General features: G+C 58.9%; 15 protein-coding genes and 3 pseudogenes. 8 read left to right on the top strand and 10 right to left on the bottom strand.

Translation table 11 applies throughout. The features are described 5' to 3' along the window. Nucleotides 1–1,149: 1,149 nt before the first annotated feature. The 4 genes from AC0L18_RS23470 to AC0L18_RS23455 all read left to right on the top strand — a co-directional run bounded on the left by AC0L18_RS23470 (nt 1,150) and on the right by AC0L18_RS23455 (nt 5,909). A complete protein-coding gene (locus AC0L18_RS23470; protein ID WP_473494393.1) occupies nt 1,150–2,451 on the top strand; it encodes a dicarboxylate/amino acid:cation symporter in 1,302 nt (433 codons plus the stop codon). A gap of 277 nt (nt 2,452–2,728) precedes the next feature. Further along, entirely contained in the window at nt 2,729–3,793 is a 1,065-nt protein-coding gene (locus AC0L18_RS23465; protein ID WP_473494355.1) for a LacI family DNA-binding transcriptional regulator, read from the top strand. 448 nt (nt 3,794–4,241) lie between these two features. Then, entirely contained in the window at nt 4,242–4,400 is a 159-nt protein-coding gene (locus tag AC0L18_RS23460) for a hypothetical protein (protein ID WP_473494354.1), read from the top strand. A 930-nt stretch (nt 4,401–5,330) separates the two neighbouring features. Beyond that, nucleotides 5,331–5,909, top strand: a complete 579-nt coding sequence (locus AC0L18_RS23455) for a transposase (protein WP_473494353.1) — start codon at nt 5,331–5,333, stop codon at nt 5,907–5,909. Between the two features lie 424 nt (nt 5,910–6,333). On the opposite strand, the gene AC0L18_RS23450 is transcribed toward AC0L18_RS23455, so the two are convergent. The 3 genes and pseudogenes from AC0L18_RS23450 to pdxR form a co-directional block, all read right to left on the bottom strand. Next, the gene (locus tag AC0L18_RS23450) at nt 6,334–7,176 is read right to left on the bottom strand and encodes a TIM barrel protein (RefSeq protein WP_473494392.1); all 843 of its coding nucleotides are present in this window, start codon (nt 7,174–7,176) and stop codon (nt 6,334–6,336) included. Between the two features lie 1,502 nt (nt 7,177–8,678). After that, nucleotides 8,679–9,339, bottom strand: a pseudogene (locus AC0L18_RS23445) (B3/B4 domain-containing protein). A gap of 187 nt (nt 9,340–9,526) precedes the next feature. After that, on the bottom strand, nt 9,527–11,065 hold the full coding sequence (pdxR, locus tag AC0L18_RS23440; RefSeq protein WP_473494391.1) for a MocR-like pyridoxine biosynthesis transcription factor PdxR: 1,539 nt from the start codon (nt 11,063–11,065) through the stop codon (nt 9,527–9,529). A 68-nt stretch (nt 11,066–11,133) separates the two neighbouring features. Between pdxR and AC0L18_RS23435 the strand changes: the two genes are divergently transcribed. Together AC0L18_RS23435 and AC0L18_RS23430 are read left to right on the top strand one after the other, a co-directional pair. After that, nucleotides 11,134–12,372, top strand: a complete 1,239-nt coding sequence (locus AC0L18_RS23435; protein WP_473494352.1) for a trans-sulfuration enzyme family protein — start codon at nt 11,134–11,136, stop codon at nt 12,370–12,372. A 40-nt stretch (nt 12,373–12,412) separates the two neighbouring features. Then, on the top strand, nt 12,413–13,300 hold the full coding sequence (locus tag AC0L18_RS23430) for a dihydrodipicolinate synthase family protein (RefSeq protein ID WP_473494351.1): 888 nt from the start codon (nt 12,413–12,415) through the stop codon (nt 13,298–13,300). Between the two features lie 302 nt (nt 13,301–13,602). Here AC0L18_RS23430 and AC0L18_RS23425 read toward each other — a convergent pair whose 3' ends face one another. Beyond that, nucleotides 13,603–13,686, bottom strand: a complete 84-nt coding sequence (locus tag AC0L18_RS23425) for a hypothetical protein (RefSeq protein ID WP_473494390.1) — start codon at nt 13,684–13,686, stop codon at nt 13,603–13,605. 819 nt (nt 13,687–14,505) lie between these two features. Here AC0L18_RS23425 and nodU point away from each other — a divergent pair. Continuing rightward, the gene (gene nodU, locus AC0L18_RS23420; RefSeq protein ID WP_473494350.1) at nt 14,506–16,191 is read left to right on the top strand and encodes a nodulation protein NodU; all 1,686 of its coding nucleotides are present in this window, start codon (nt 14,506–14,508) and stop codon (nt 16,189–16,191) included. Nucleotides 16,192–16,329: 138 nt separating this feature from the next. Here the strand turns inward: nodU and AC0L18_RS23415 are convergent, their stop codons facing one another. Both AC0L18_RS23415 and AC0L18_RS23410 read right to left on the bottom strand, forming a co-directional pair. Beyond that, nucleotides 16,330–16,692: a hypothetical protein gene (locus AC0L18_RS23415; RefSeq protein ID WP_473494349.1), complete on the bottom strand. Its 363-nt coding sequence runs from the start codon at nt 16,690–16,692 to the stop codon at nt 16,330–16,332. A 342-nt stretch (nt 16,693–17,034) separates the two neighbouring features. Beyond that, nucleotides 17,035–17,217, bottom strand: coding sequence for a hypothetical protein (locus AC0L18_RS23410; RefSeq protein WP_473494348.1), 183 nt, complete (start codon nt 17,215–17,217; stop codon nt 17,035–17,037). A 106-nt stretch (nt 17,218–17,323) separates the two neighbouring features. Between AC0L18_RS23410 and AC0L18_RS23405 the strand changes: the two genes are divergently transcribed. Further along, on the top strand, nt 17,324–17,755 hold the full coding sequence (locus AC0L18_RS23405) for an MFS transporter (RefSeq protein ID WP_473494347.1): 432 nt from the start codon (nt 17,324–17,326) through the stop codon (nt 17,753–17,755). 100 nt (nt 17,756–17,855) lie between these two features. Here AC0L18_RS23405 and AC0L18_RS23400 read toward each other — a convergent pair. The 4 genes and pseudogenes from AC0L18_RS23400 to AC0L18_RS23385 form a co-directional block, all read right to left on the bottom strand. Next, nucleotides 17,856–18,007 (bottom strand): annotated as a pseudogene (locus AC0L18_RS23400) (nitrogen fixation protein NifQ); the annotation flags it as partial. 84 nt (nt 18,008–18,091) lie between these two features. Further along, nucleotides 18,092–18,997 (bottom strand): LysR family transcriptional regulator, encoded by a 906-nt coding sequence (locus tag AC0L18_RS23395; protein WP_473494346.1) that lies wholly within the window; start codon nt 18,995–18,997, stop codon nt 18,092–18,094. A gap of 51 nt (nt 18,998–19,048) precedes the next feature. Continuing rightward, on the bottom strand, nt 19,049–20,170 hold the full coding sequence (gene nolL / locus AC0L18_RS23390) for a nodulation factor fucose acetyltransferase NolL (RefSeq protein WP_473494389.1): 1,122 nt from the start codon (nt 20,168–20,170) through the stop codon (nt 19,049–19,051). Beyond that, nucleotides 20,170–20,766: pseudogene (locus tag AC0L18_RS23385) on the bottom strand (GNAT family protein). The gene nolL and the pseudogene AC0L18_RS23385 overlap by 1 nt, the downstream one beginning before the upstream one ends. Between the last annotated feature and the right edge of the window lie 108 nt (nt 20,767–20,874).

Raw genomic sequence — 20,874 nt, 5'->3', positions numbered from 1 at the left:
CCTCGATCTTGGGCCGCGACAGCAACGCCGCGCCATCTGGATCTGCGATGTCCCCCCGCGTAGACGCATCATCAGATGGCATCAGGGCCCGAGCCACCGATGGCCGGCACCAACAAGAATGTCTTCGCACGGCGAGCCGCAGCATGATTGGCGCACTTGCTTGCGGGTGGGAGCCGCTTACCGGAACGCTTGAGACGTTGATGCGGGTAGTCGTGATGTGTCGGCGGGAGGACGCCAGAGTTCCGCAGGCGACATACTGCCTTGCATAAGATCAAGTGTGGGTCACGGTTTTGGGCGTCGGTCAGGCCCTGACGAGGGGCAAGCCCGAAAGACGCCGGAGGCAAGGCTTGATGCATGGCTTGGCTATCCTTACTGAACTGAGGCGCGGTTCAGGCTTCCGGAGCGCAACCACACGTTGCCCTACAGAGCGGGAATGAGGATGGCTAGTCAACCGAGCTTTCCTCGCATTTCTGAAAGGAAAGCAGGAGGACATGATAGAATTCCATCAACTGAGATTTGCCGACAGATCGATCCGAACGGCAGAGTTACCCCGGCGTGTTCACGGATGCCCGGCGCGGTGAGCGTACGGAGGTCGACGCCTCCGGGATGCTGTCGGCGTTAGGGCGGCTGCGTCGGACACTACGGCCCGAAGCGTCGTCGAGCGGCTTAAGTGTTCGCGCTATGAAGCATCTTCTGAGTCGCACCGATGCGCGCCAGGTCCGGTGAATCATTCGGTCTTTTCGACGACCCGTCGGGACGCCACGGCTGCAGAGGGAGCGCGGTAAGAGCCAGCTCGTGTAGGGAATCCTCCACTTCCGTGCCCGGCCGGGTCGCAAATGCGACAAAGAAGCGAGCTGGCACAGCGGATGCCAGAGTTACCGGCTGGTGGCTGTCGGGCTAAAGCAATGGGTGCAAAGCTGGGCGTTAGTGCGGGATTTCGCCAGAGATGACGGCAACAGTGCGGAAACCCGCACAGCCCACCCTACTGAGTCTGCCTCACCGAGCGGAGGAATACGCGTATTTGGGCGCGGGTCTCCACTTGGCACGCCCCTTGCTGTTCGACATGCCAGCAGCGCGTGACCGGAGCGCCGCGATGGGAGAAGCGCGGGAGGGAGGAGGCCCGCCCCGATCCGGTCAGGGAGAGAAAAGCTGTTGGCTCCACCAATCCGAAGCGCGGGTCCTGCGCCCCGCAAGGCCTTCTACGCCCAGCTCTACATTCAGGTGCTTACCGCCATCGCCCTCGGTGTCGCAGTTGGCTATTTCTACCCGGAGGTCGGCGAGAGCCTGAAGCCGCTCGGCGATGCCTTCATCAAGCTCGTCAAGATGATTATCGCGCCGGTGATCTTCCTAACCGTGACGACCGGCATTGCCGGCATGAATGACCTCAAGAAGGTCGGCCGGGTCGCCGGCAAGGCAATGATCTATTTCCTCACCTTCTCGAGCCTCGCATTGATTGTTGGTCTCATTGTCGCAAATGTCGTTCAGCCGGGTGCCGGCCTGAACATCGATCCGGCGTCGCTCGATGCCCAGGCAGTGAAGGGCTATGCCGCCAAGGTCCACGAGCAGTCGGTGACCGGCTTCCTGATGAACATCATTCCCTCTACGATCGTTAGTGCCTTCGCCGAAGGCGACATCATGCAGGTCCTGTTCTTCTCGGTGCTGTTCGGCATCGCTCTCGCGATGGTCGGCGACACGGGCAAGCCTGTGCTTTCTTTGCTTCAGGCGCTCCTCGCGCCGGTGTTCAAGCTGGTCGGCATTCTGATGAGGGCCGCGCCCGTCGGCGCTTTCGGCGCGATGGCCTTCACGATTGGCAAATATGGCATCGGTTCGGTGGCCAACCTCGCGATGCTGGTCGCGACGTTCTATTTCACCGCCTTCCTCTTCGTATTCGGGATTCTAGGCGCGGTCTGCCGATACAACGGCTTCTCGATCTTTTCTCTCGTGCGCTACATCAAGGAAGAGCTGCTGCTGGTCCTGGCAACGTCCTCCTCGGAGGCCGCGCTGCCCTCGCTTATCGCGAAGATGGAGAACGCCGGCGCGAAGCGTTCCGTCGTGGGTCTCGTCATCCCGACTGGATATTCCTTCAATCTGGACGGCACCAATATCTACATGACGCTCGCCGCCCTCTTCATCGCCCAGGCGACGAACACGCACTTGTCGATTCCCGATCAGATCTTCCTATTGCTTGTCGCGATGCTTTCCTCGAAAGGTGCCGCAGGTATAACAGGGGCCGGCTTTATCACCTTGGCTGCTACGCTCTCCGTAATACCAAGCGTTCCCGTTGCTGGGATGGCTCTCATCCTTGGCGTGGACCGCTTCATGTCCGAATGCCGAGCGCTGACTAACGTAATCGGCAATGCGGTGGCCTCGCTGGTTGTCGCCCGCTGGGAAGGCGAACTGGACGAAACGCGCATGAAAGCTGCCTTCTACGGGAGCTTGCCGAGAGATTAAACCGGCCACGCGCCCCAGCAAGATTGCTGCAGCACAGCCAAGTCGCCGGCTCATCAGCCACCAAACATCGGCTCGCCGGGTCTAAACAGCGCTTCGCGGGCCACAGATCAGAAGCATCAAATGCGGTGAGGACAAGAAACATGCACGCCCTATGGAAACGGACCGCAGACCGAGACGCGCCCGGGTGCGCCTGGAGCGCTGATCAATGTAGAGGCCGTCGATCGGGGAGGATGCCGAAATCACTTTGCCGCCCCAATCCGTCGCCGGCATGCACCGGATGACGGAGCGCCAGCCGATCAAAATCGGAGCGACGGCAAAGCGCCCTACAATTGCCGATCTCGCCCGCGAAGCGGGGGTGAGCGTGGCAACGGTCGATCGGGTGCTGAACGCTCGCCTTCCGGTGCGGGAGGAGACCGCGCGTCGCGTCCACCACGCGGCCCACGCGATCGGCTATCATGCTGCGGGACTTATCAAACAGCGCATGGGAAAGGACCTGCCCCGCTACCGGCTGGGCTTCATCTTGAGGAAACCGGCCCAGCATTTTTACCAGGAGTTCGCGCGCGAGGTCGAGGCGTCGGTCAGTTCGGCCCACTGCTTCCACGGCATTCCGCTCATCGAATTCGCGCCGTCACATTTGCCTGGGGATCTGACGGCACTGCTTAAGGATCTTGGTAGCCGATGCCACGCGATCGCCATGGTGGCGCCAGATCACCCGAAGATCACGGCAACAGTCGAGGAGCTCAAGGCGAAAGGCATCCCGGTCTTTTCGCTACTTTCTGACTTCGCCGCCGGCGTGCGCGAGGGCTACATTGGTCTCAACAACCGCAGCGTCGGTCGGACGGCAGCTTGGATGTTCTCCAAGGTCGCTAAACAGTCTGGCAAGGTGGCCGTGTTTGTCGGCAGCCACCGTTTCCAGGGTCATGAGCTGCGGGAAAGCGGGTTTCGTTCCTATTTCCGTGAGAACGAGCCAGCATTCGAGGTGCTGGATACGCTCGTCAATCTTGAGAAGCGACAGATCACCTACGAGGCGCTGCTGGATCTTATGCAGCGGGAACCTGAGCTCGTCGGCTTCTACATGGCCGGCGGTGGCATGGAGGGGGCTATCTCCGCGCTCCGGGAAGAGGGCAAAGGCCAGGATCTCGTCGCGATCGTGAATGAAATCACGCCGGAGTCGCGGGAGGCCCTCGCGGACGACATCATCACGATGGCGGTGGCGACGCCACTGCGCCGACTTTGCCAGGAGCTGATGTTGCTGATGGATCGCGCCATCAAGACCGGCACCGCGGAGACGCCGGGGCAGACATTTCTCCCGTTTGACATCTATCTGCCGGAAAACATCTGAAATGATGTGATCTATCGCCATGGCCGACATTCCTTTCATAAATGCCCGCGCGGTCCACTCCACTCGGGACGGTGTGCGCATTTCAAATGAAGTGTACGCTCTGCTCATTCAGATCGAGGCCGAAGCCGTGCTGGGGGATCTCCTCAATTCAATCACGTTAGATGAAGCTAAGCGTGAAGCTCTTACAAAGGAGCTTCGCCAGTTGTGGGAGCAGCGCTGCATTCGGCTGCATCCCTCACAAGCAGCTCGCGTCCGCCGATCGTTTGCTGGACGAAGCATAACGGGCCCACCAAAATGGCTCTTTCGCTTCATGCGGTGTTCCGAACAGGAGCGGTGCGTTGCCCAGAGTCGGACCGCTCACTAATGGTCGGGCGACGCCGACGCCGGTCGGGGGCAGTTTTGGCGCCGTTTTGCAGCAATGCTTGCTGATGGCTCAGCGAAGTCCCCCGTGATCGCCTGGCTGCCGGAGAGGCAACCAGGCGTGCGTCCTTCAGCATTCCCAAACCTGACCGTCGACATCAAGGCCATGATCGGCCTTGAGAACGCGCCATCGATCGAACGCGAAAAGCGGGTTGGCAGGCCTTCAGGAGGAGGCGAACACAAGTGAAGCGGCTTGAAGCTCGGCGTGAAAGGGGAAACAACTTTTCCGGACATATCGTGAGCGTGGCAAACTCGCTCCCAAGAGGTATAGCGGCCCGGTAAAGGCTCGGGGAATTTATGCACTCCGCGGGCCACGAAAACGTCCTGCCCAGGGCAAGCCTATATTGGCTTTCCCGATTGCGCACGACGCCGCTGCGTGGCTCCGCAAAATTCACTCGGTCAGTACCGGGACGACGTTCCGACCAGGCGGCCGCCGCGGTACTCGTGGAAAAAGGGTCGCCCCAGCGACGACTGCGACGACGAGTAGCTTCGGTCAGGCTCCGTTCTTGTCGAAGGAGCCTGTCATGCTCTGCCGCTGCCGGACGACGCTCGGTGCGAGTTCGACTCGGCTCGTGCCCTCCACTCTCCCAGCGCGCCAATTCTGCGCAGCTGTCTGTTCTTCTGCTCCAACCGATGTCGGTTCATGTTTTTAATCAGCGGGCTAGCGTCGGTAGCACCGGCCTTCGGAGGTATGCCGTCCTGCACTGCCAGCGCAGATTGGATCGCAGCTCTTGAGCAGCTCCTTTCAGTTCGGATGCCAGCCGTCGCTCTCCATCGAAAACACGGGAGATAGCTTTTGCATGCTGCAGGAATCCACCACCTCCTCGGTCCCGAGATGGCATTGCTACTTGCTCTTAGGTGCTCATAGGGACCGGTCTGTTCCGGGGTGTGCGTCGCCAGCGGGGCTTGCTCGGGCGGTCGGATGCATATAGCTCGGCTACAGAAGAAGCGGCCAGACCTTCATTCGTCGTCTGCCGCGACTTCCTGCATAATTCGTGTTCACAAGGAACGACCTATGAGGCGGCAGCCCCGAGCATTCACGGTGGAGATCAGACAGAAGCGCGGTTCTCAAAAACGGAGTCGTTCGATCTGGAGCGATGTCGATCTTACCGCAGCAATGGCCGAGACAACAAGGGAACTCGAGGAGATGGAGTTGCCAAATGGTCGCCCTGTTGACTCAAGTGTTGTAGCGCTTGATGCTGAACACTTTCACAAACCGCGAGCGGAGTATCTCATGGCAAATCCCCTGGACGCAGAACCAGAAATAACTGCAACGCAACCGGCAGCCAAGGTAGAGGGGCCTCAAAAGAAGAAAGCCAAACGGTCGCCGAGAGCGAAGGCTGAGGCTAGGCCGCCTGCTAGGAAAGCGCCCAATGCGGCGTCTCAGGCGGAGGAAGCACCAGCAGCGACCGTGCGGACCGGACGTAGGATCTACTCTGAAAAGGAGCGCGCCCAGATGCTCGCCCTGATACAGAAGTCTATCAGTGGCGGCGCCACCCTCAAGAGCGCCGTAAAGGAGGCCGGCATTTCGGAACAGACCTACTATCAATGGAAGAAAGCTGCGTTGCCCGCATCGGTTGGTGACGATCTGAAGGACCTCGTCGCGCTTGAGGAAGAAAACAAACGACTGAAGAGCCTGCTCGCGGAACGCCTGCGCAAGGAGAACGCGGAACTGAAGAGGAAGCTGGGGGTTTAATAACGCTGAATCGCAGATCGGAGCGCCAGAATTCTTGTCCGACGCACTATCGAGAGCTCATAGCTACGGGTCTGGTATCGGCAGTTTTGGTCGGAGGAAGCGGTCGTCGGTGATCCCGGAGAGGCCGCCGAGGTGAAACAGCAGCTGCGCGACCGCGGTCCTAAAAAAAGATCACCTCAGGACCACCTGCGGTTGGCTCGCGCACTCGCCCTGCCCGCCACCAGTTACTCTTCGTCCGAAAATTCCGATAGTCCGCCGCCCTCAGCATCAGATCCAACCTTCGCCTGGCGGGCCATCGAACTGCCGCGGCCGCCCAAGGCAGTCCAATGGCCAGTCTTGACCATGGTGATCCGGCAAGCATCCGCATGAGCGGGATACAGGAGCGATCTCGAAATGACTTCTCCGCTCACTTTTCCTACGCGCCTTAGACCGGCACTCGCGCCAGTAGCCCGTGTCGGATGAGATCGATGCTGGCGGCAAATGCGCCTGCAGTGTCATTCAATGCGTGGACTTCCTCGACGAGCTCAAGAGAAAAGGGACCCGTATAGCCGCCATCAAGTAGCGCCCGGATCTGGCTGCAATTGTCGGAACCTCCCAAGAGGCGATCCGGGTGAACCCACAAGGTTGGATCGTTTATGCCTGAAATGTGCACGAGACCGGTCAGATCGCAGAAGAAGGACGTCTCGCCGGCGAGTGTGTGGTGGAATGTATCGTGCACAAGCCGGAAGACGGACTGGCCATCAACCCCGGCAATAGCGTTAGCCGCTTCGTTCTTCGACCGAAGCGAGGAGGTCTGGAAGCCAAGCGGTTCGATGAGCCCAATCAGACCCCGCGACTGAAGTATCGGCTTGAGCGCCTTCAAGGCGACGCGGAGATTGCCATTGCGCTCGCCATTGGCGGACCACGAACCGTCGTTCACCGGCACCAGCATGAGCGTCTGGGCGCCACAGGCGGCCGCATAATCGGCGAGTTTGCTGGCCTCGGCCTTGCGGGCGGGAGTCCATTCGTTGAACCGCTGTAGAGCGTTGACTGAGATGATCGTGACGCCCGCTTCGGCAGCGGCAGACCGAACATCCGCCGGCGGCTTGCCGCGCACAACAGCCTTACTGCAGGGATTATTCCGGATTTGCACGTCGGTCAGACCGAGATCGCGGGCGAGCGCGAAGAACGTCCTGACGTCAAGCCCGGGCGTCGCCATGTAGTCGAGTGCAAACCGAAGTGGCGCCTGGCGCACGGAGTGGCTTTCCTTCTTGAAGGCGGCCGCCATTCTCGGCTGACTGGCTTCTGCCGTTTGTTGATTCACGAGGCCGAAATGATCGGCATAGGGAAGCGAGTCAATCAAACTGACCCGCTCTTCATTCACACGATTGTGCTTCATTGTGAGCCGACTTTCACGCAACGGATACTACCGCGCCTCTTGAGAACATTGATCTGCTAGGCGAAATGACCGAAGATCGATCGAGGCTATCCAGCTGCTTCCGCAGAGTAGGCGCCAACCCGGAAAGATGCTGAACCGATCCGGAGCCAAACTGATGTGGCTAGCTGCGAAATCGATATCATCATCTCGGAAGGCTGGAGGGGTGTACATCGGGGGAACTCCTTGCGTGCGTTGCAGGTCAGATACTTGCAATCTGGCCCTCTGGAAACAGCCAGTTCGTTGCAATTGAAGCCGTCCAGTTGGTGAAGTGGCATGGCGGGGATCATCGGGCTAACAATTTGGCGGTCCAACAATGAGGCCTCCGGCTTCTGCGCCCCCGACATCTCTTGGCTTCGCCCAACCGTCCGTGGCTCCGCCGTCGCCAGCGTACCGCTACCGATCGAGTTGCCGGGCGATAAAGATAGAATCAGGGGCAGCCTTTCTGGCGGCCCTGATAGGGTGCTGTTGAAGACACCTACCCGGAGATGGCGCATCTCGTGCGGCTCGTTCAAGGGAGGAGGAGCGGCCAGTGCATTATGGCCCACGGTCACAACGAGCGCATGCTGCTGCCGATCGAGCGTGGCACGGCGCACGGTGCCGTGATGCCATGCTGTCAGCCGGCCGGCTTAGCCGACTGCGCTACGCATGTAGGTCGCACGGCAGCAGGGCGTCGCTGCGGTGGCTGGCTGTTCCCTGGGAGAGCACGCGATTACCCGACGCTGCAGATCCATCGGATTGTCGCCGAGACTGCAAAAGCGCCAACCCCGTAAAGGGGCCCGGCCGGCACACGCTGCGTCACAGCTTCGCCACGCCTGGAGGCCGGCGCCGAAGTCGGAGTTAACCGGGTCCTGCTGGGGGTCGACCCGTAGATATGCTGCAGGCCAGTCAGCTCGAGAACTTAGCCTTTTCGAGGAGGCGGAGAGCTCGCCCGACGGGTGAGCGTGCGGCGACTCGAGCGAGATCGCCGATATGCTCCGTGCTGCCCGGCCTGCCTATCAGGTCGCGCATGCAGGCCAGCTCAGCCTCGGCAGCTCAAGGTCATTTCGGCGTTCGAGCACTGCCGCACGGCAGGCGTACGCGGCCAACGGCGGATCGGGCACAACTGCCTTGGTCGTCACACACGTCGATGAGGTAGGCGGAAATGAATCGTCATCCGCATCCCCCTCGGCGGAGAGCGAGTCTCCCCAAGCATGGCAGATGTCTCGCAACCGCTTCGATCCGAAGCAATCCGGCTTTCGCGGCGAGATTTTATGCTGGCTCGGAGTGCCAGGATTGAAGCTCGCCCGGGAGCGTCTGACGTCGAGATTGATCAAAGCAGCAACCCGAAGAGGTGCGCAATCTTTGGAACGTGGCTACGCTGGGCACGCCCTGGTGTCAGATCTCAGACCGCTCACGAGCATCTTAGCCGCCTGCTCGAGCGCCTCTTCCGGCATCGCTGCCAAGCTTTCCAAAATAAGCCACATGGCGGCCGCCCACCGCCTCCAACCGGGTGCGCGTGCCCCGCCGCCAATTCCAGCGGCGACATGTAGCTCCCAAATCGTCGCGCCAGATGACCTCCCCCTTGGAAGCGCTTTCGACGACCGCTTCCCCATTCAAAACAGTGTGGAAGGACTCCGTTCCTACGGCAATCGTCAGCCGCGGTTTGCCGACATATGCATCGAAATTTTCGCCGCCGATGGATATTGAGGAACGCAGGCTCACTGCATTGTAGAGGTCAACGACAGGATTTATTGGTGGGATGCGGCCATCCTTCTCCACCCGTTTTTCAATGCCTGCGCCGAGCACGCCGTCCGGTATGGTTTCGCGCCGAACCGGACGTATGCCTCCGCCCAATTGGCCAAGTGCGCTTCTCCCCAGGCGGGTCCCCCCGCTCGGGCGAAATCGCAAGCCTCTCCCAACACGTCCCGAGCCATGACGCCTCGCGCACTGTCCTCTGCATCAACAAGAATGCTGATTGCGCGAAAGTCAGGTGCCGATCTCTGCTATTTCTTCGTCGATCAGCGGAAAATCCAACAACGCTTCCTCCTTTAAGCCGGCCGCGACGGCGCTTTGCTTCCACCGGATTTGAGAGTCTCCTCAAGAATTCCTTTCCCCAGGTCCCAGGGTCAGAGTCCTGCCCGGGACCCGGACTGGCCGACAGAGCCAGTCCCGGCAGGTCTTGCTGATTCAGTCTGCGATCAATGCCGGCGCAACTCTGGGGTCACGAGCCAGGCCCGCTCGCTGTCAGGGCGGGTGTTGAGCATCTTGCCGAATCTTCGGCAAAGCTTCTTACCCGTTGGATAGCTCCAGTAAGGAGCCGAACGCCATTCTCGATCTGCCGAATGCTCAGGGCGGAATAGCCCATGACCAGTCCAATCCGGTCAGCGCGGGCTTCATCTCGGATGTACAGCGATGAAATCGGATGGATGCCAACCCCGACCCGCCGCGCCTCTTCAACCAGGACGTCCTCCAGCGACCGAGAAAGATCCTTGAACCAGACGACGACATGCAGCCCTGCATCGGCCCCCTCGATGGCAATGCTGTCTGCGAACGCGCGCCGAAGGACAGCAAGCAGTGCCTCTCGCCGCTCGCCGTTAAGACGGCGGACGCGGCGCACATGGCTTTCATAACCACCGCTCTCGATGAGTGAGGCCAGGGCCTCCTGTTCCGCGACCGGAGAATGCCTGTCGAGAAGCTGCTTGGCCATCGCAAAGACGTCTTGCAACTCGGCCGGAACCACCAGGTAGCCGATGCGCAGCATCGGCGACAGTGTCTTGGAGATCGTGCCAACATAGATTACGGAACTGCGGTCTTCCAGCTTATGCAGCGGGGGCACCGGTCGAATGTCGTACCGGTACTCGCCATCGTAATCGTCCTCGATAATATAGGCGTCATTGCGCCGAGCCCATTCGAGGAGCTGATACCGCCGCGAAATCGACAAGACGGCGCCGAGCGGGAACTGGTGCGACGGGGTGACATAGGCCAGCCGCGCTGGGATCTCCTGCAGCAGCTCGGTCTTCATGCCCTCGCTATCGACGGCGACAGCGACGGGCGTGGCTCCTGTGCTGGCAAAGACTAGGCGCGCCATTCTATAGCAGGGATCCTCGATCACGAAGCTGTCAGAAGGATCGAGCAGCAGGCGCGCGCACATATCGAGGCACTGCTGTGATCCGCTGACGACGAGGATCTGCTCGACCTGGCAGCTAAGCGCTCGGGCACGCCACAAATATCCCTGCAGCGCCTGGCGCAAGCGATGCGAGCCGCGTGGATCGTGATAGGCCAGCCTTCCGGGGCTTTGTGACATCGCCGCGTTCATCGCACGCTTCCACGTCAGCGCCGGGAAATCAGATGGGGCGAGGTCGCCATAACGGAAATCGACCTTGAGGCGGTTGGGGAGGTAATCGCGCCGTGGCGGACTGGCGCGCAGTCGCTCGCCGTAACAGGAAAGGTGGATCGGGCCAGTCCGTTTCGGCACCGCGCTGGTCTCTTTACTTCGGACTAGCGAAGATGCTACGCGAGGTCTTGCGCCTGGAATGACCTCGATGAAACCTTCGGCGACCAGCTGATCATACGCCACGGTGACCGTGGTTCGCGACACACCGAGTTCATTTGCGAGGCCGCGTGACGACGGCAGCTGGCTGCCCGTTTCATAGATCCCACCTAGGATCTGCTCGCGAAGAGCTTCGCAGATCTGGCGCGCGCCGAGACCTTTCGAGCGAGCTGTCGACGCTTCAGGAGAAGGCTGGACCATTTCTTTCATCGCCAACTGGACGTTCCATCTGAGTTAGTGTGACGGCATTGTCCCCGAAATCAAGAGGGCTAAAGCCGATGACCAGCGCCGAAGATCAGCTTGAAGCCGAGGCAACATCAACGCCGTCCCGGAACGACGTCGGTCTCGCATTCGCCACCCGGGCCATCCATCATGGCTACGATCCGGCCGGCTTTTCCAATTCCGTTCAGACGCCGGTGTTTCTTACATCGACCTATGGATTTGAAAGCGTGGCAGCAAACGAAGCCGTCGCAGCGCTTGGCGGAAGGCTCTACGCACGCGAATACAACCCGACCACCGAGATCCTTGAAAAGCGGCTCGCCAATCTCGAAGGAGCCGAAGCTGGGCTGGTACTCGCCTCGGGGATCGCCGCCTTCGGCACGCTGATCCTTTCGCTGCTTTCGCAAGGTGACGAACTCATTGTCCACAAGACACTCTATTCGAATACGCTCGCCATGGTCGAACAGGGGCTGCCGCAGTTTGGCATCAAGGTCGTTGCCGTCGACCTGTCGAATCCGAGCAATCTCAATCGCGCCATCACTGACAGGACCCGGCTCGTGTTCTTCGAGACGCCAATCAACCCGCTGAGCCGTATCCTCGACATCGCTGCCATTGCCGAACACGCCCATTCTCGCGGCGTGAAGGTCGCCGTCGACAGCACCTTCGCCTCGCCCGCCCTCCAGCGTCCGCTGGAACTCGGAGCCGACATCGTGATCCATTCGCTGACCAAGTACATCAATGGCCATGGCGATGCTCTGGGCGGTGTGATACTGGGCGATGCGAAAACACTGCACCTGCTGCGCGAAACTGGCCTGCGCTATCTCACCGGGGCAGCGCTCTCGCCCATGTCGGCGTTCCTGATTTTGCGCGGGTTGAAGACACTTACGTTGCGTATGGAGCGTCACAGTGTCTCTGGGCTTGCGGTCGCTCAGGCGCTCGAGGCGCACCCGGCTGTGGCTTGGGTTAGCTATCCATTTCTCGGCTCTCATCCCGACCATGAGATCGCGCGCAGACAGATGTCGCAAGGCTCGGGCATGTTGGCTCTCGGCCTCCAAACGGGGTTCGAGGGCGCGCGCCGTATGATGGACCGGCTCAAGCTGATCATCAGGGCGGTCAGCCTCGGCGACGCTGACAGTCTCATCTATCATCCGGCAAGCCTGACCCGCTCGCGCAAGTCAATCCGCAAGGACGCGCATTTGCCTGACGGAGTCGGCGACGACCTCATGCGTCTGTCGGTAGGGCTCGAAGACGCCGCCGATTTGATCGCGGATCTAGAGCAGGCGCTGGACGGGGTCTGACGCCCAACGCTTCACCCAATGTAACAACGGGAGCTTCAGCATGGCTTTCCTGAGCGGCCTTTCGGCCTTCCCAATAACGCCAAGCGACAGTGACGGCGGCGTCGATGTCCTGGCGCTTCGAAAGCTGACAGCGCGGCTTTGCGCAGCAAAGGTGGATTCCATCGGCCTGCTCGGTAGCACAGGCACCTACATGTATCTGTCGCGCGCGGAACGCCGCCGGGCGATTTGCGAGGCGCTGGACGAGACGCGTGGACGAGTCCCGCTCGTGGTGGGCGTGGGCGCTTTGCGCACCGATGAAGCGGTACACTATGCAAGTGATGCGAAGGCCCTTGGCGCAACCGCGGGGTTGCTCGCGGCTGTTTCCTACACCCCGCTTACTGACGACGAAGTTTTCGAGCATTTTTCGACAGTGGCGCGCGAAAGCGGCCTGCCGATCGTGATCTACGACAATCCTGCAAACACGCATTTTCGCTTCACGCCAGCGCTCATCGAGCGTCTGGGACAGCTGCCTGAGATCCTCGCTATTAAAAACTCAGCCGACCGGGGCGATGCTATCAAAGGCCAACTTGCGCACCAGAAAAAAATTGTGCCGAAAGGATTCTCGATCGGCTACAGCGGCGACTGGGACGCCACCGAGGCCCTGATCGCCGGCGCCGATACATGGTACAGCGTTCTCGGTGGCATCTTGCCCGACCCCTGCCTGAGGATGGTCAGAGCCGCTCAGCACGGCGACCACGCAGAAGCACACCGGATCGACGCCACCCTGGCCCCGGTGTGGGAGCTTTTTAAGACGTTCTCGAGCCTTCGCGTCGTCTACGCAATCGCCGAGCTCCTCGAAATCTGTTCCGCCGAGCCCCCACGGCCAATCAAGCCGCTTTCCGCTGCCGCGAAGGGCCAGCTCGCCGGCGTCCTGGACCGTCTAGGATGAGGTGTCGGATCGTAAGCCGCGCGACTTCATATTGCCGAGGGAAAAATTTACGCACCGACCCTTTCGATGACTAGCCGAGATGTTCTCCATAATCTGATCGGGAACAATGCGCGCGGCGTGCTGATCACCGATGGATCGACAGGTCTCGACGCCAATCACGTCCTCATCAACGTGTTCGATTGGCAGAACGTCTTATCGGCGAGAGAGGTAGGCGTTCCGGGGGCGCCAACGCTTACATTTCTCCAGAGTGTGCAGGCCAGACGACTTCCACTCGAAGCATCAAAGCCTTGAGCTAACAGCATTCAATCGCTGCGCAGGATCTTTGCTTCAAGCGCGGCTGCCACAAAAGCCCTTCTAGCAGCTGGTGGATGGGCCTCACCACGCACTACCTGCAGACAAGCGTCATCGCTACCCTCCGTTTCTCGGTCCGATGATGAAGGTCACGGATAAGGATAGCGGCCGCCTGGTTGACATCGAATACGATACGCTCAGAACTGTGGCGGCCAACCTGAACAACGACCTCCCTCTCAAATCTGTGCAAGCCGGTCATCTCTCCGCCCCCCAAGGCGATCATCCGTCAATAGGGCCGAGCTCGTCTTCTTTGCCGAGCCGACACTGCATCTGTGAGCCGAGACAATGCCCTGTGACCGACCCCGCGCTAGCCTCACACGCGCTTAGCCGCTCTGTTCCGCTGCCGATCTGCAGGCGGGATCCACCGGTTGTCGGAGGTTGTTCCTCCAACATGACGGCGCGATTCAAAAAGCCGAATAGGCCCTTTGGGCGCTGCCCTCGCCATCGAAACTCTTGTCGATTGAGACCTAAAGAGTAGCTTGATCAGGGAAGGCTCTCTTCTAGCGCGACCACCTTCGTGCTCAGCACGCGCGCTCGGTGCCGAGGGAGCGCGGCACCTCCCGGGGCGCTGGTGACGTGTGACCATGGACATCCTTGCCCAACGGCTTGCGGCGGGCAGCCCTTCTCACCGTGCCGCACAGCGCTGCCTCGCAATTCTGGTGATTTTTGCGTGTCAGCCATTTTGTTCTAGATCACGCGGCAGACCTTATCATTCATCGCGCGGATGCCTCACATCCAAACAATCTAATTTACCGGTTTCTTATGATCCTGCATAGCGCGACATCAAAACCCACGACCATGTTTTCCAGTCGTTTTCTGCGGTTGCTCTACGGTCACCTCGACAAGGATCTACTATGCGTATTTGCGGTATCAAACTGACGCACGACGGGGGAATCGCTGTCGTGGAAGACGGCAGATTAGTCTTTTGCATCGAGCAGGAGAAGCTCGACAATAACCCACGATACCAACATATCGAGCGGCTTGAGACGGTCGCCGCCGTTTTGGCGGAAAACGGGCTTGCTCCGCGCGATATCGACCGGTTCGTTATTGACGGATGGGACGGTGAAATCCAGTCAGAATTCCAGGTTCTGAGTAACGGCTCCCCTATCACTCTCAACGGCGCGCCATATGTGGAGCGGTACGCCGAAAATCCTCTGACAGCCTATCAAGGTTCCGGTCTCATGCTCGACAATGGGGTATGTTCTTATGAAAGCTACCCGCATGTTGTTGGGCACGTAGCTTCCGCATACTGCACCAGCTCATTCGCCAAAGCAGAGGAACCGGCATTTTGTCTGGTATGGGACGGCTGCATCTTTCCGCGGCTTTACTACGCCGAGCCAAGTGGAGTCCGATTTGTTGGGTGCCTGTTTCCGATGATAGGCCATGCCTATGCGGCCGCGGGCCAACATTTCGGTCCTTACAGGCAAGAACTGCGGACTGGCTGGAATCTCGGTATCGCCGGCAAGTTGATGGCCTATATTGCGCTCGGAGTAGTCCATGAACACATCGTGAATGTGTTTCAGGAGCTTTACGACGACCATTTTGCCTGGGATACGGACCTTGCTTTTGGCTACGGGAACAACAGCCACAGCGAAGACGCGTTACTCACGGCTGTGCACGACTTCTTCGATGCAAGCGCGTCGCGGTTAATCCCCGAAACGCCCGAGGACATACTTGCTTCGTTCCATGCCTTCGTGGAGCGTCTTCTCGTCCAGGGGATGACAAGGGCGCTGCGTGGGTACTCAGTCCCCAAAACCCGAAACCTGTGCATAGCCGGCGGATGCGGGCTGAACATCAAATGGAACAGCGCTCTTCGGGCGAGCGGTTTGTTCGACGCAGTCTGGGTGCCTCCGTTTCCAAACGACAGCGGATCGGCGATCGGTGCCGCTTGCTGCGCGCTGGCCGCCGACAAAGGTTTCGTGCATCTCGACTGGTCAGTTTACAGCGGGCCAAATGTGAGCCATGGCAAGGTTCCGCCTGGTTGGCAATCTGCTGCTTGCAGCCTGAAAGAACTTGCCAGCGTGCTCGCCGACAACAAGCCTGTGGTGTTCCTTGCAGGTCGCGCAGAGCTTGGTCCACGTGCTTTGGGAGCCAGAAGCATCCTGGCGGCCGCAACTTCGCCGGAAATGAAGGACCATCTCAACAAAATCAAAGTTCGAGAGCACTTCCGACCGGTAGCGCCAATATGCTTGGAGGATCGTGCACCTGACATGTTTGACCCCGGCACGCCGGATCCTTACATGCTGTTCGATCACCGAACCCGTTCGGAGTGGAAAGAAAAAATCCCGGCGGTCGTCCATCTCGACGGGACTGCGCGACTTCAGACAGTTTCGAGAACTTCTGAACACCCAATTGCAGAACTTCTGATAGAATATGAGAAACTCACGGGTATTTCGCTGCTCTGCAACACGAGTGCAAATCTCAATGGACGTGGTTTTTTCCCGGATGCGGCTGCCGCCTGTGAGTGGGGATGCGTAGACCACGTTTGGTGCGATGGATTGCTGTTGACCAAGACAGGTGCAAGTCAATTCGAGGGCTGAGCGGCGGGCTGTAACGAACTTGAGTTACCGCGCTCTAGCGCTGCAATCGCCGGCAGCATCGCTGAGGGAGCCGGATACTGCGGGTGCGTGCGGTTACGGCCCTTGAAGCTGCCCTGATCTGACGAACGAATCTGATCGTCATGGCCGATAAAGCGCCGAGACTGTGCTGTTGAGCTGGCAAGCACGCGAATGCTTTTGCTTAGCGATGTGACTGGAGGGTTCGAACACCAGGGCCTGCACGGCCCTGCCGACCGGCACGCCATTCGTGTGCTGCGGTGGTGACAAGCTTGAGCGAATTAGCTGTTTGAGCTCCTTCTGCCAACGGAATCCCGCATTGCCTGCGCCAGCCGCGTTAATCTCTGGAGCGTCCGCCTTGCCGTCCGCGACTTTGCTCAGCACCGAGCCACTCGCCATAGCGCCGGGCACGTGGCCAACCACGTTGACCCCGACACCCTCCGTCAGTGTCAGCAAGTCGGAGTAGAGGTCCACATCCTTGAGCATGCTCCATTCAGGACCCATACGTGCGAGATCGGTTGCAGCAACCCTGTGCCGAAGAGCACAATTGCCAGCGCACGATCCTGGTGCCGTCGCGGGGTCGCTGCCGGTTCTTCTGACCGCCCGCGCGCGCCATGTCGATCATCCTCACCGGCGTACCTTCGCTGCCGTTTGCGCGGTCCAATCGGCGCCTATGTCGGCGACATCTGGGATGGCGAAGCGCCTTCATGATCGCTGCGGTCTTCCGCGCCGTTACACTAGTAGTGCAACTCATGACTTTTCCGAGGCTGCCTCCGATTGGAGCGGCCAGCTTCCGCAGTCTGCTGGACATGGCCAAGAATCCGATGATCAAAAGTCGCGATTTTGGTCGTCCTGCTGGTCGCTTCCGGGCATTTCTCCGGCTTCATCTATATCCGCGCCTTCCTCGAGAATGTTCCCGCGCTCAACATCGAGACGATCTCGCTCGTGTTGCTCGCCTTTGGCATCGGCGGCTTCTTCGGCAATTTGGCCGGCGGATTCTTGGCCGAGCACAGCCTGAAGGCAGTCGCGGCCCTGCCCCCCCTGCTCATAGCGATGGCCGCTGTCTCGCTGCTGACGTTGAGAGCATCGGCCTGGGCCTCGGCGATTGCGGTACCGTATGGGGCTTGCCTTCGGCGCGGTGCCGGTGGGACTGCAGAAATGCATGGTGCTGCGCGCCACTCCCGAGCAGGCCGAAAACGCCGGTGGGCTGATGGCCGCAACGTTCCAAGTGACCATCGCCGCCGGCGCGATTTTCAGCGGACTGCTGGTGGACGATGCCGGCGTTGCCAGTGCCTTTGCCTACAGCGCCGTTGCCTCGTTCCTCGCTGCCCTGACAGTGTTCTTGCTCGGACCGAAGCGCGAACCTAGACCGCCTGACACAGGCCAGTGCAGCACGGGGAAAGATGCAATCGCATCAGCCGCGCGGTGCGATCCTGCTCACGATTTTTTGGCGATTGCAGCCATAGTCTCCGCGCGGTCGAAGGTTGTTGTCCGGTCGATTTCGACCAGCGGCGGCGTTTTGAATGATAGTGCCGACGAGAGAAGCTAAGAGTGCCGGACCGAAGCGGACCGCCTCGCGTCGACCGCTCGCCTCGTATGGCTATTAATACAAGGGCGAACCCGTGTTTGATCCGTGTGAGGCGGCTTTTCCATGCCTCCGGGCCGAAGCAGCTTTTGAAATCATTGCATTCCCGGCAATTGGGCGCGGTCCAAGGGGTAGACCTTCAGACTCGCACAGCCTCCGGTAAAAGTACTTCTTCCCCTTCATGTTTTTGGTGTTGCCGGCTACGAGCATCGGAAATCAGCAGCACACTGTTATGCAAAAATCATCGAATTGGAGTCAGGCCCAATTTTTGCGTGCCGTTCGCCAGGAGCGCCCGCGGCTTCACATGCGGGATGCCTCCTGCAACATTATCTGCCGCATCCAGGTGCTTGCCGGATCACTGTTGTGAAGGGTGGGCCATTGGACGGCCTCAGTGAACGTGGGTAGTGGCAGGGGAAGTTCGACGATCCGCAGAGGGAAAGTCTTTTTGAAATGCTGAACCAGCCGGAAGGGCATGGTCGCTATACGATCTGTGCCTGAGACCATCGGCGGGATAATGCTAAAGGCCTGCACGATAATCTCGACACGTCTCTTGAGACCATGTTCAAGCAAAAACCGTTCCTCGATGGATGGCATCTGCGGACGGCCGACCCTGAACGCAATGTGCTTCATCGACACGTACCTCTCGAATGTAAGCTGCTGTGGCAGCTGCTTGTTCGTGGGGCAGCCTACGCACACGAATGTCTCGTCGAACAGCGCCGCTCTTGGATGCGCGCTCGACATGAACAATTCCGGAAGAATCAGAAAATCGACGTCACCGCGCCGGAGAAGCTCATCGAGATCGTCGTCGAGCGGCAGCAATTCGAAGCTGACGGCGGGTGCTTCGCGTGCAACACGCTCCACGACCTTTTCAAAAAACACCAGTGTGGCGAAATCGGAAACTATGATCCGGAAGCGGCGATCGGATTGAGCCGGATTAAACGGATCCCAAGAAATAATCGAGCACTGGATGTGTAAGAGTGCGCCGCGAACAGCGGGGGCGAGTGTTTCCGCACGTGGGGTTAGAACACGTTCGCGGCCGCTCATCGTAAACAGTTCATCGTTGAAATAATCGCGCAGCCGGCCGACGGCCGCGCTCATGGCCGGCTGACTTAGGTTGATGCTGCTTGCCGCCGCCGTGAGGTTGCGCTCGGTCAGCAGTGCGTCGAGCACAACGAGAAGGTTCAGATCAAGGCCTTTGAAACGCATGCCTCATCTGTCCGTAACGTGGTTGCTTGTCATCGCGACCATTGTGGGCGGCTAATTCATTGCAGATTGAGATTTGAGCAGACTTGGGCGTGGCGGCGCTCCGACAAGGATCTGCGACACATATCCAAGGTCGCGCGCAATCTTGCGAATTGCCAGTGCTGTGACGACAATCGCCACTCCCAGAACACTTGCGAACGCGATTCTGGTCGTGAGATTCCAGACTTCTCCAAACTGTATAAAATCCGTGAGGCGAAACACGGCACCCTGAACCAGATAAAGCAGCAGCGTGCTCTGACCAAGCTCCACCGCGACAAACTGAGCTACTCTAGTTGAATAGACAATTCTCCAGCACCGGAACATAAGCTGCATCGCTACTGCAGAAGCTGCTGCCGAGCCAGTGAACATCAGAAATACTTGTTCAGCCGACTGTTTATCATGAATTAATACGAGATTGTTGTAAGCGTAAGTCTCCTTTCCCCACAAAATAAAGCATATCAAAGCTGTTATTGACAGCAAAACTACAAAAATTGATTTGTCTGCCCAAATGATAATTTTCTGCCATCCAATCGGCTGCGCAAGCAAGAACCCGAGACAATAAAATGGGTAAGTGTATCTTAATGACGGGGCTATTGATAATGTGATGGGCGCGCATGCGACTGCAATTGCAGATGCGCTTATAATCCACATCGATACGCGATTGGAAATCGTAAACAGTCTAATTAGAATGAATGAGATAAACGCCGCCCATATGAACCAGTATGTTCCAATTAGTTCCTTCGAAAAGTCCAGCAATCCATCAGTTAAGCTTGTCGCAGGAGGGATCATGGCGGACTTTAGTGTCCAAATTAACGCACACCAAAAAAGCATTGGTAGTAGTAACTGCGTTACTCGATTGCCGACCCCTTGAATGAACGGTTTTCGCAAAATTGCCCCAGAAGAAACATATCCACTTATCGCCATAAAGAGAGGCATATGAAACATGTAGATCGACTTATAATACGGAGACGTCCAGAAATCGTCAGTGCCTCGATAAATTAAATATTGTACTAAGTGCCCAATTATCACTAAAGTAATTAGTATACCTTTGGCGAAATCAAGGCTTAGGTCTCGGTCGTGCGTCTCTGCTGGGCGTGAGCCGCGTCCCTTCGCTCCGACTGTTATTTGATCAAGCATCAGACTCCAGCCCATCTGTTGCGGTTGCTACGGCCGTTTCTGGGCACGGCGAGCACGCCAGTTTCGGTGAAAAGATCGAAGTTTACGCGGATCGGGGCGTGGTATCGGCGGCCGACTGGCTGCAACCGAGCGGACGAAATCCCAGTGCCTGATCGCAAACCTGGAGCGCAGTGGCGGTCGCGATCATGTGTGGCGAGGCGATGGCCCGGCCCTATGGTCGCCAGGACGTCTCTGCAGAACCTCTCAAGATGATTCCGCAGCGCGTGCCGAATCGTGCCAAAAGCGAATGGAATGCCAAGCTGCTGCTGCACCGGACGGATGACGTGGATAGAATGGCTCATTCCGAGTCTCTCAAGATCCGGATGCACCCTGTACAATCCGAGTTCGCCTACCAAGAAATCAACCTCGCCAACCGTGATGAACGGCGCAGCAGGTCCAAGTAAGCCGCTACGCCGCACATAGAGCCGATTGCGCGAACCTCCCGCCTTGCACCGGCCCAGCTACGACCGCCTGAAAGCCCCTGTCGGGCCATAGGCCTTTCGGAGGAAAGCGGAGAGCTCGACATGATCGGCTACTTGCAAGTCATTTCCCAGCACACGCTACAGAAGCCGTGGCGTGATCGGGTGCATGTCAGGTCCGGTCATCTATGCAGCGCCCTGGAAGTTTGGTAAAATCGATTGTTTAGATCGCGGGCATTCACGCTA

This window comes from Mesorhizobium sp. WSM4819, assembly GCF_055811215.1.
The sequence above is the reverse complement of the archived record's forward strand: the minus strand, read 5'-3'. Positions and strand labels throughout refer to the sequence as shown.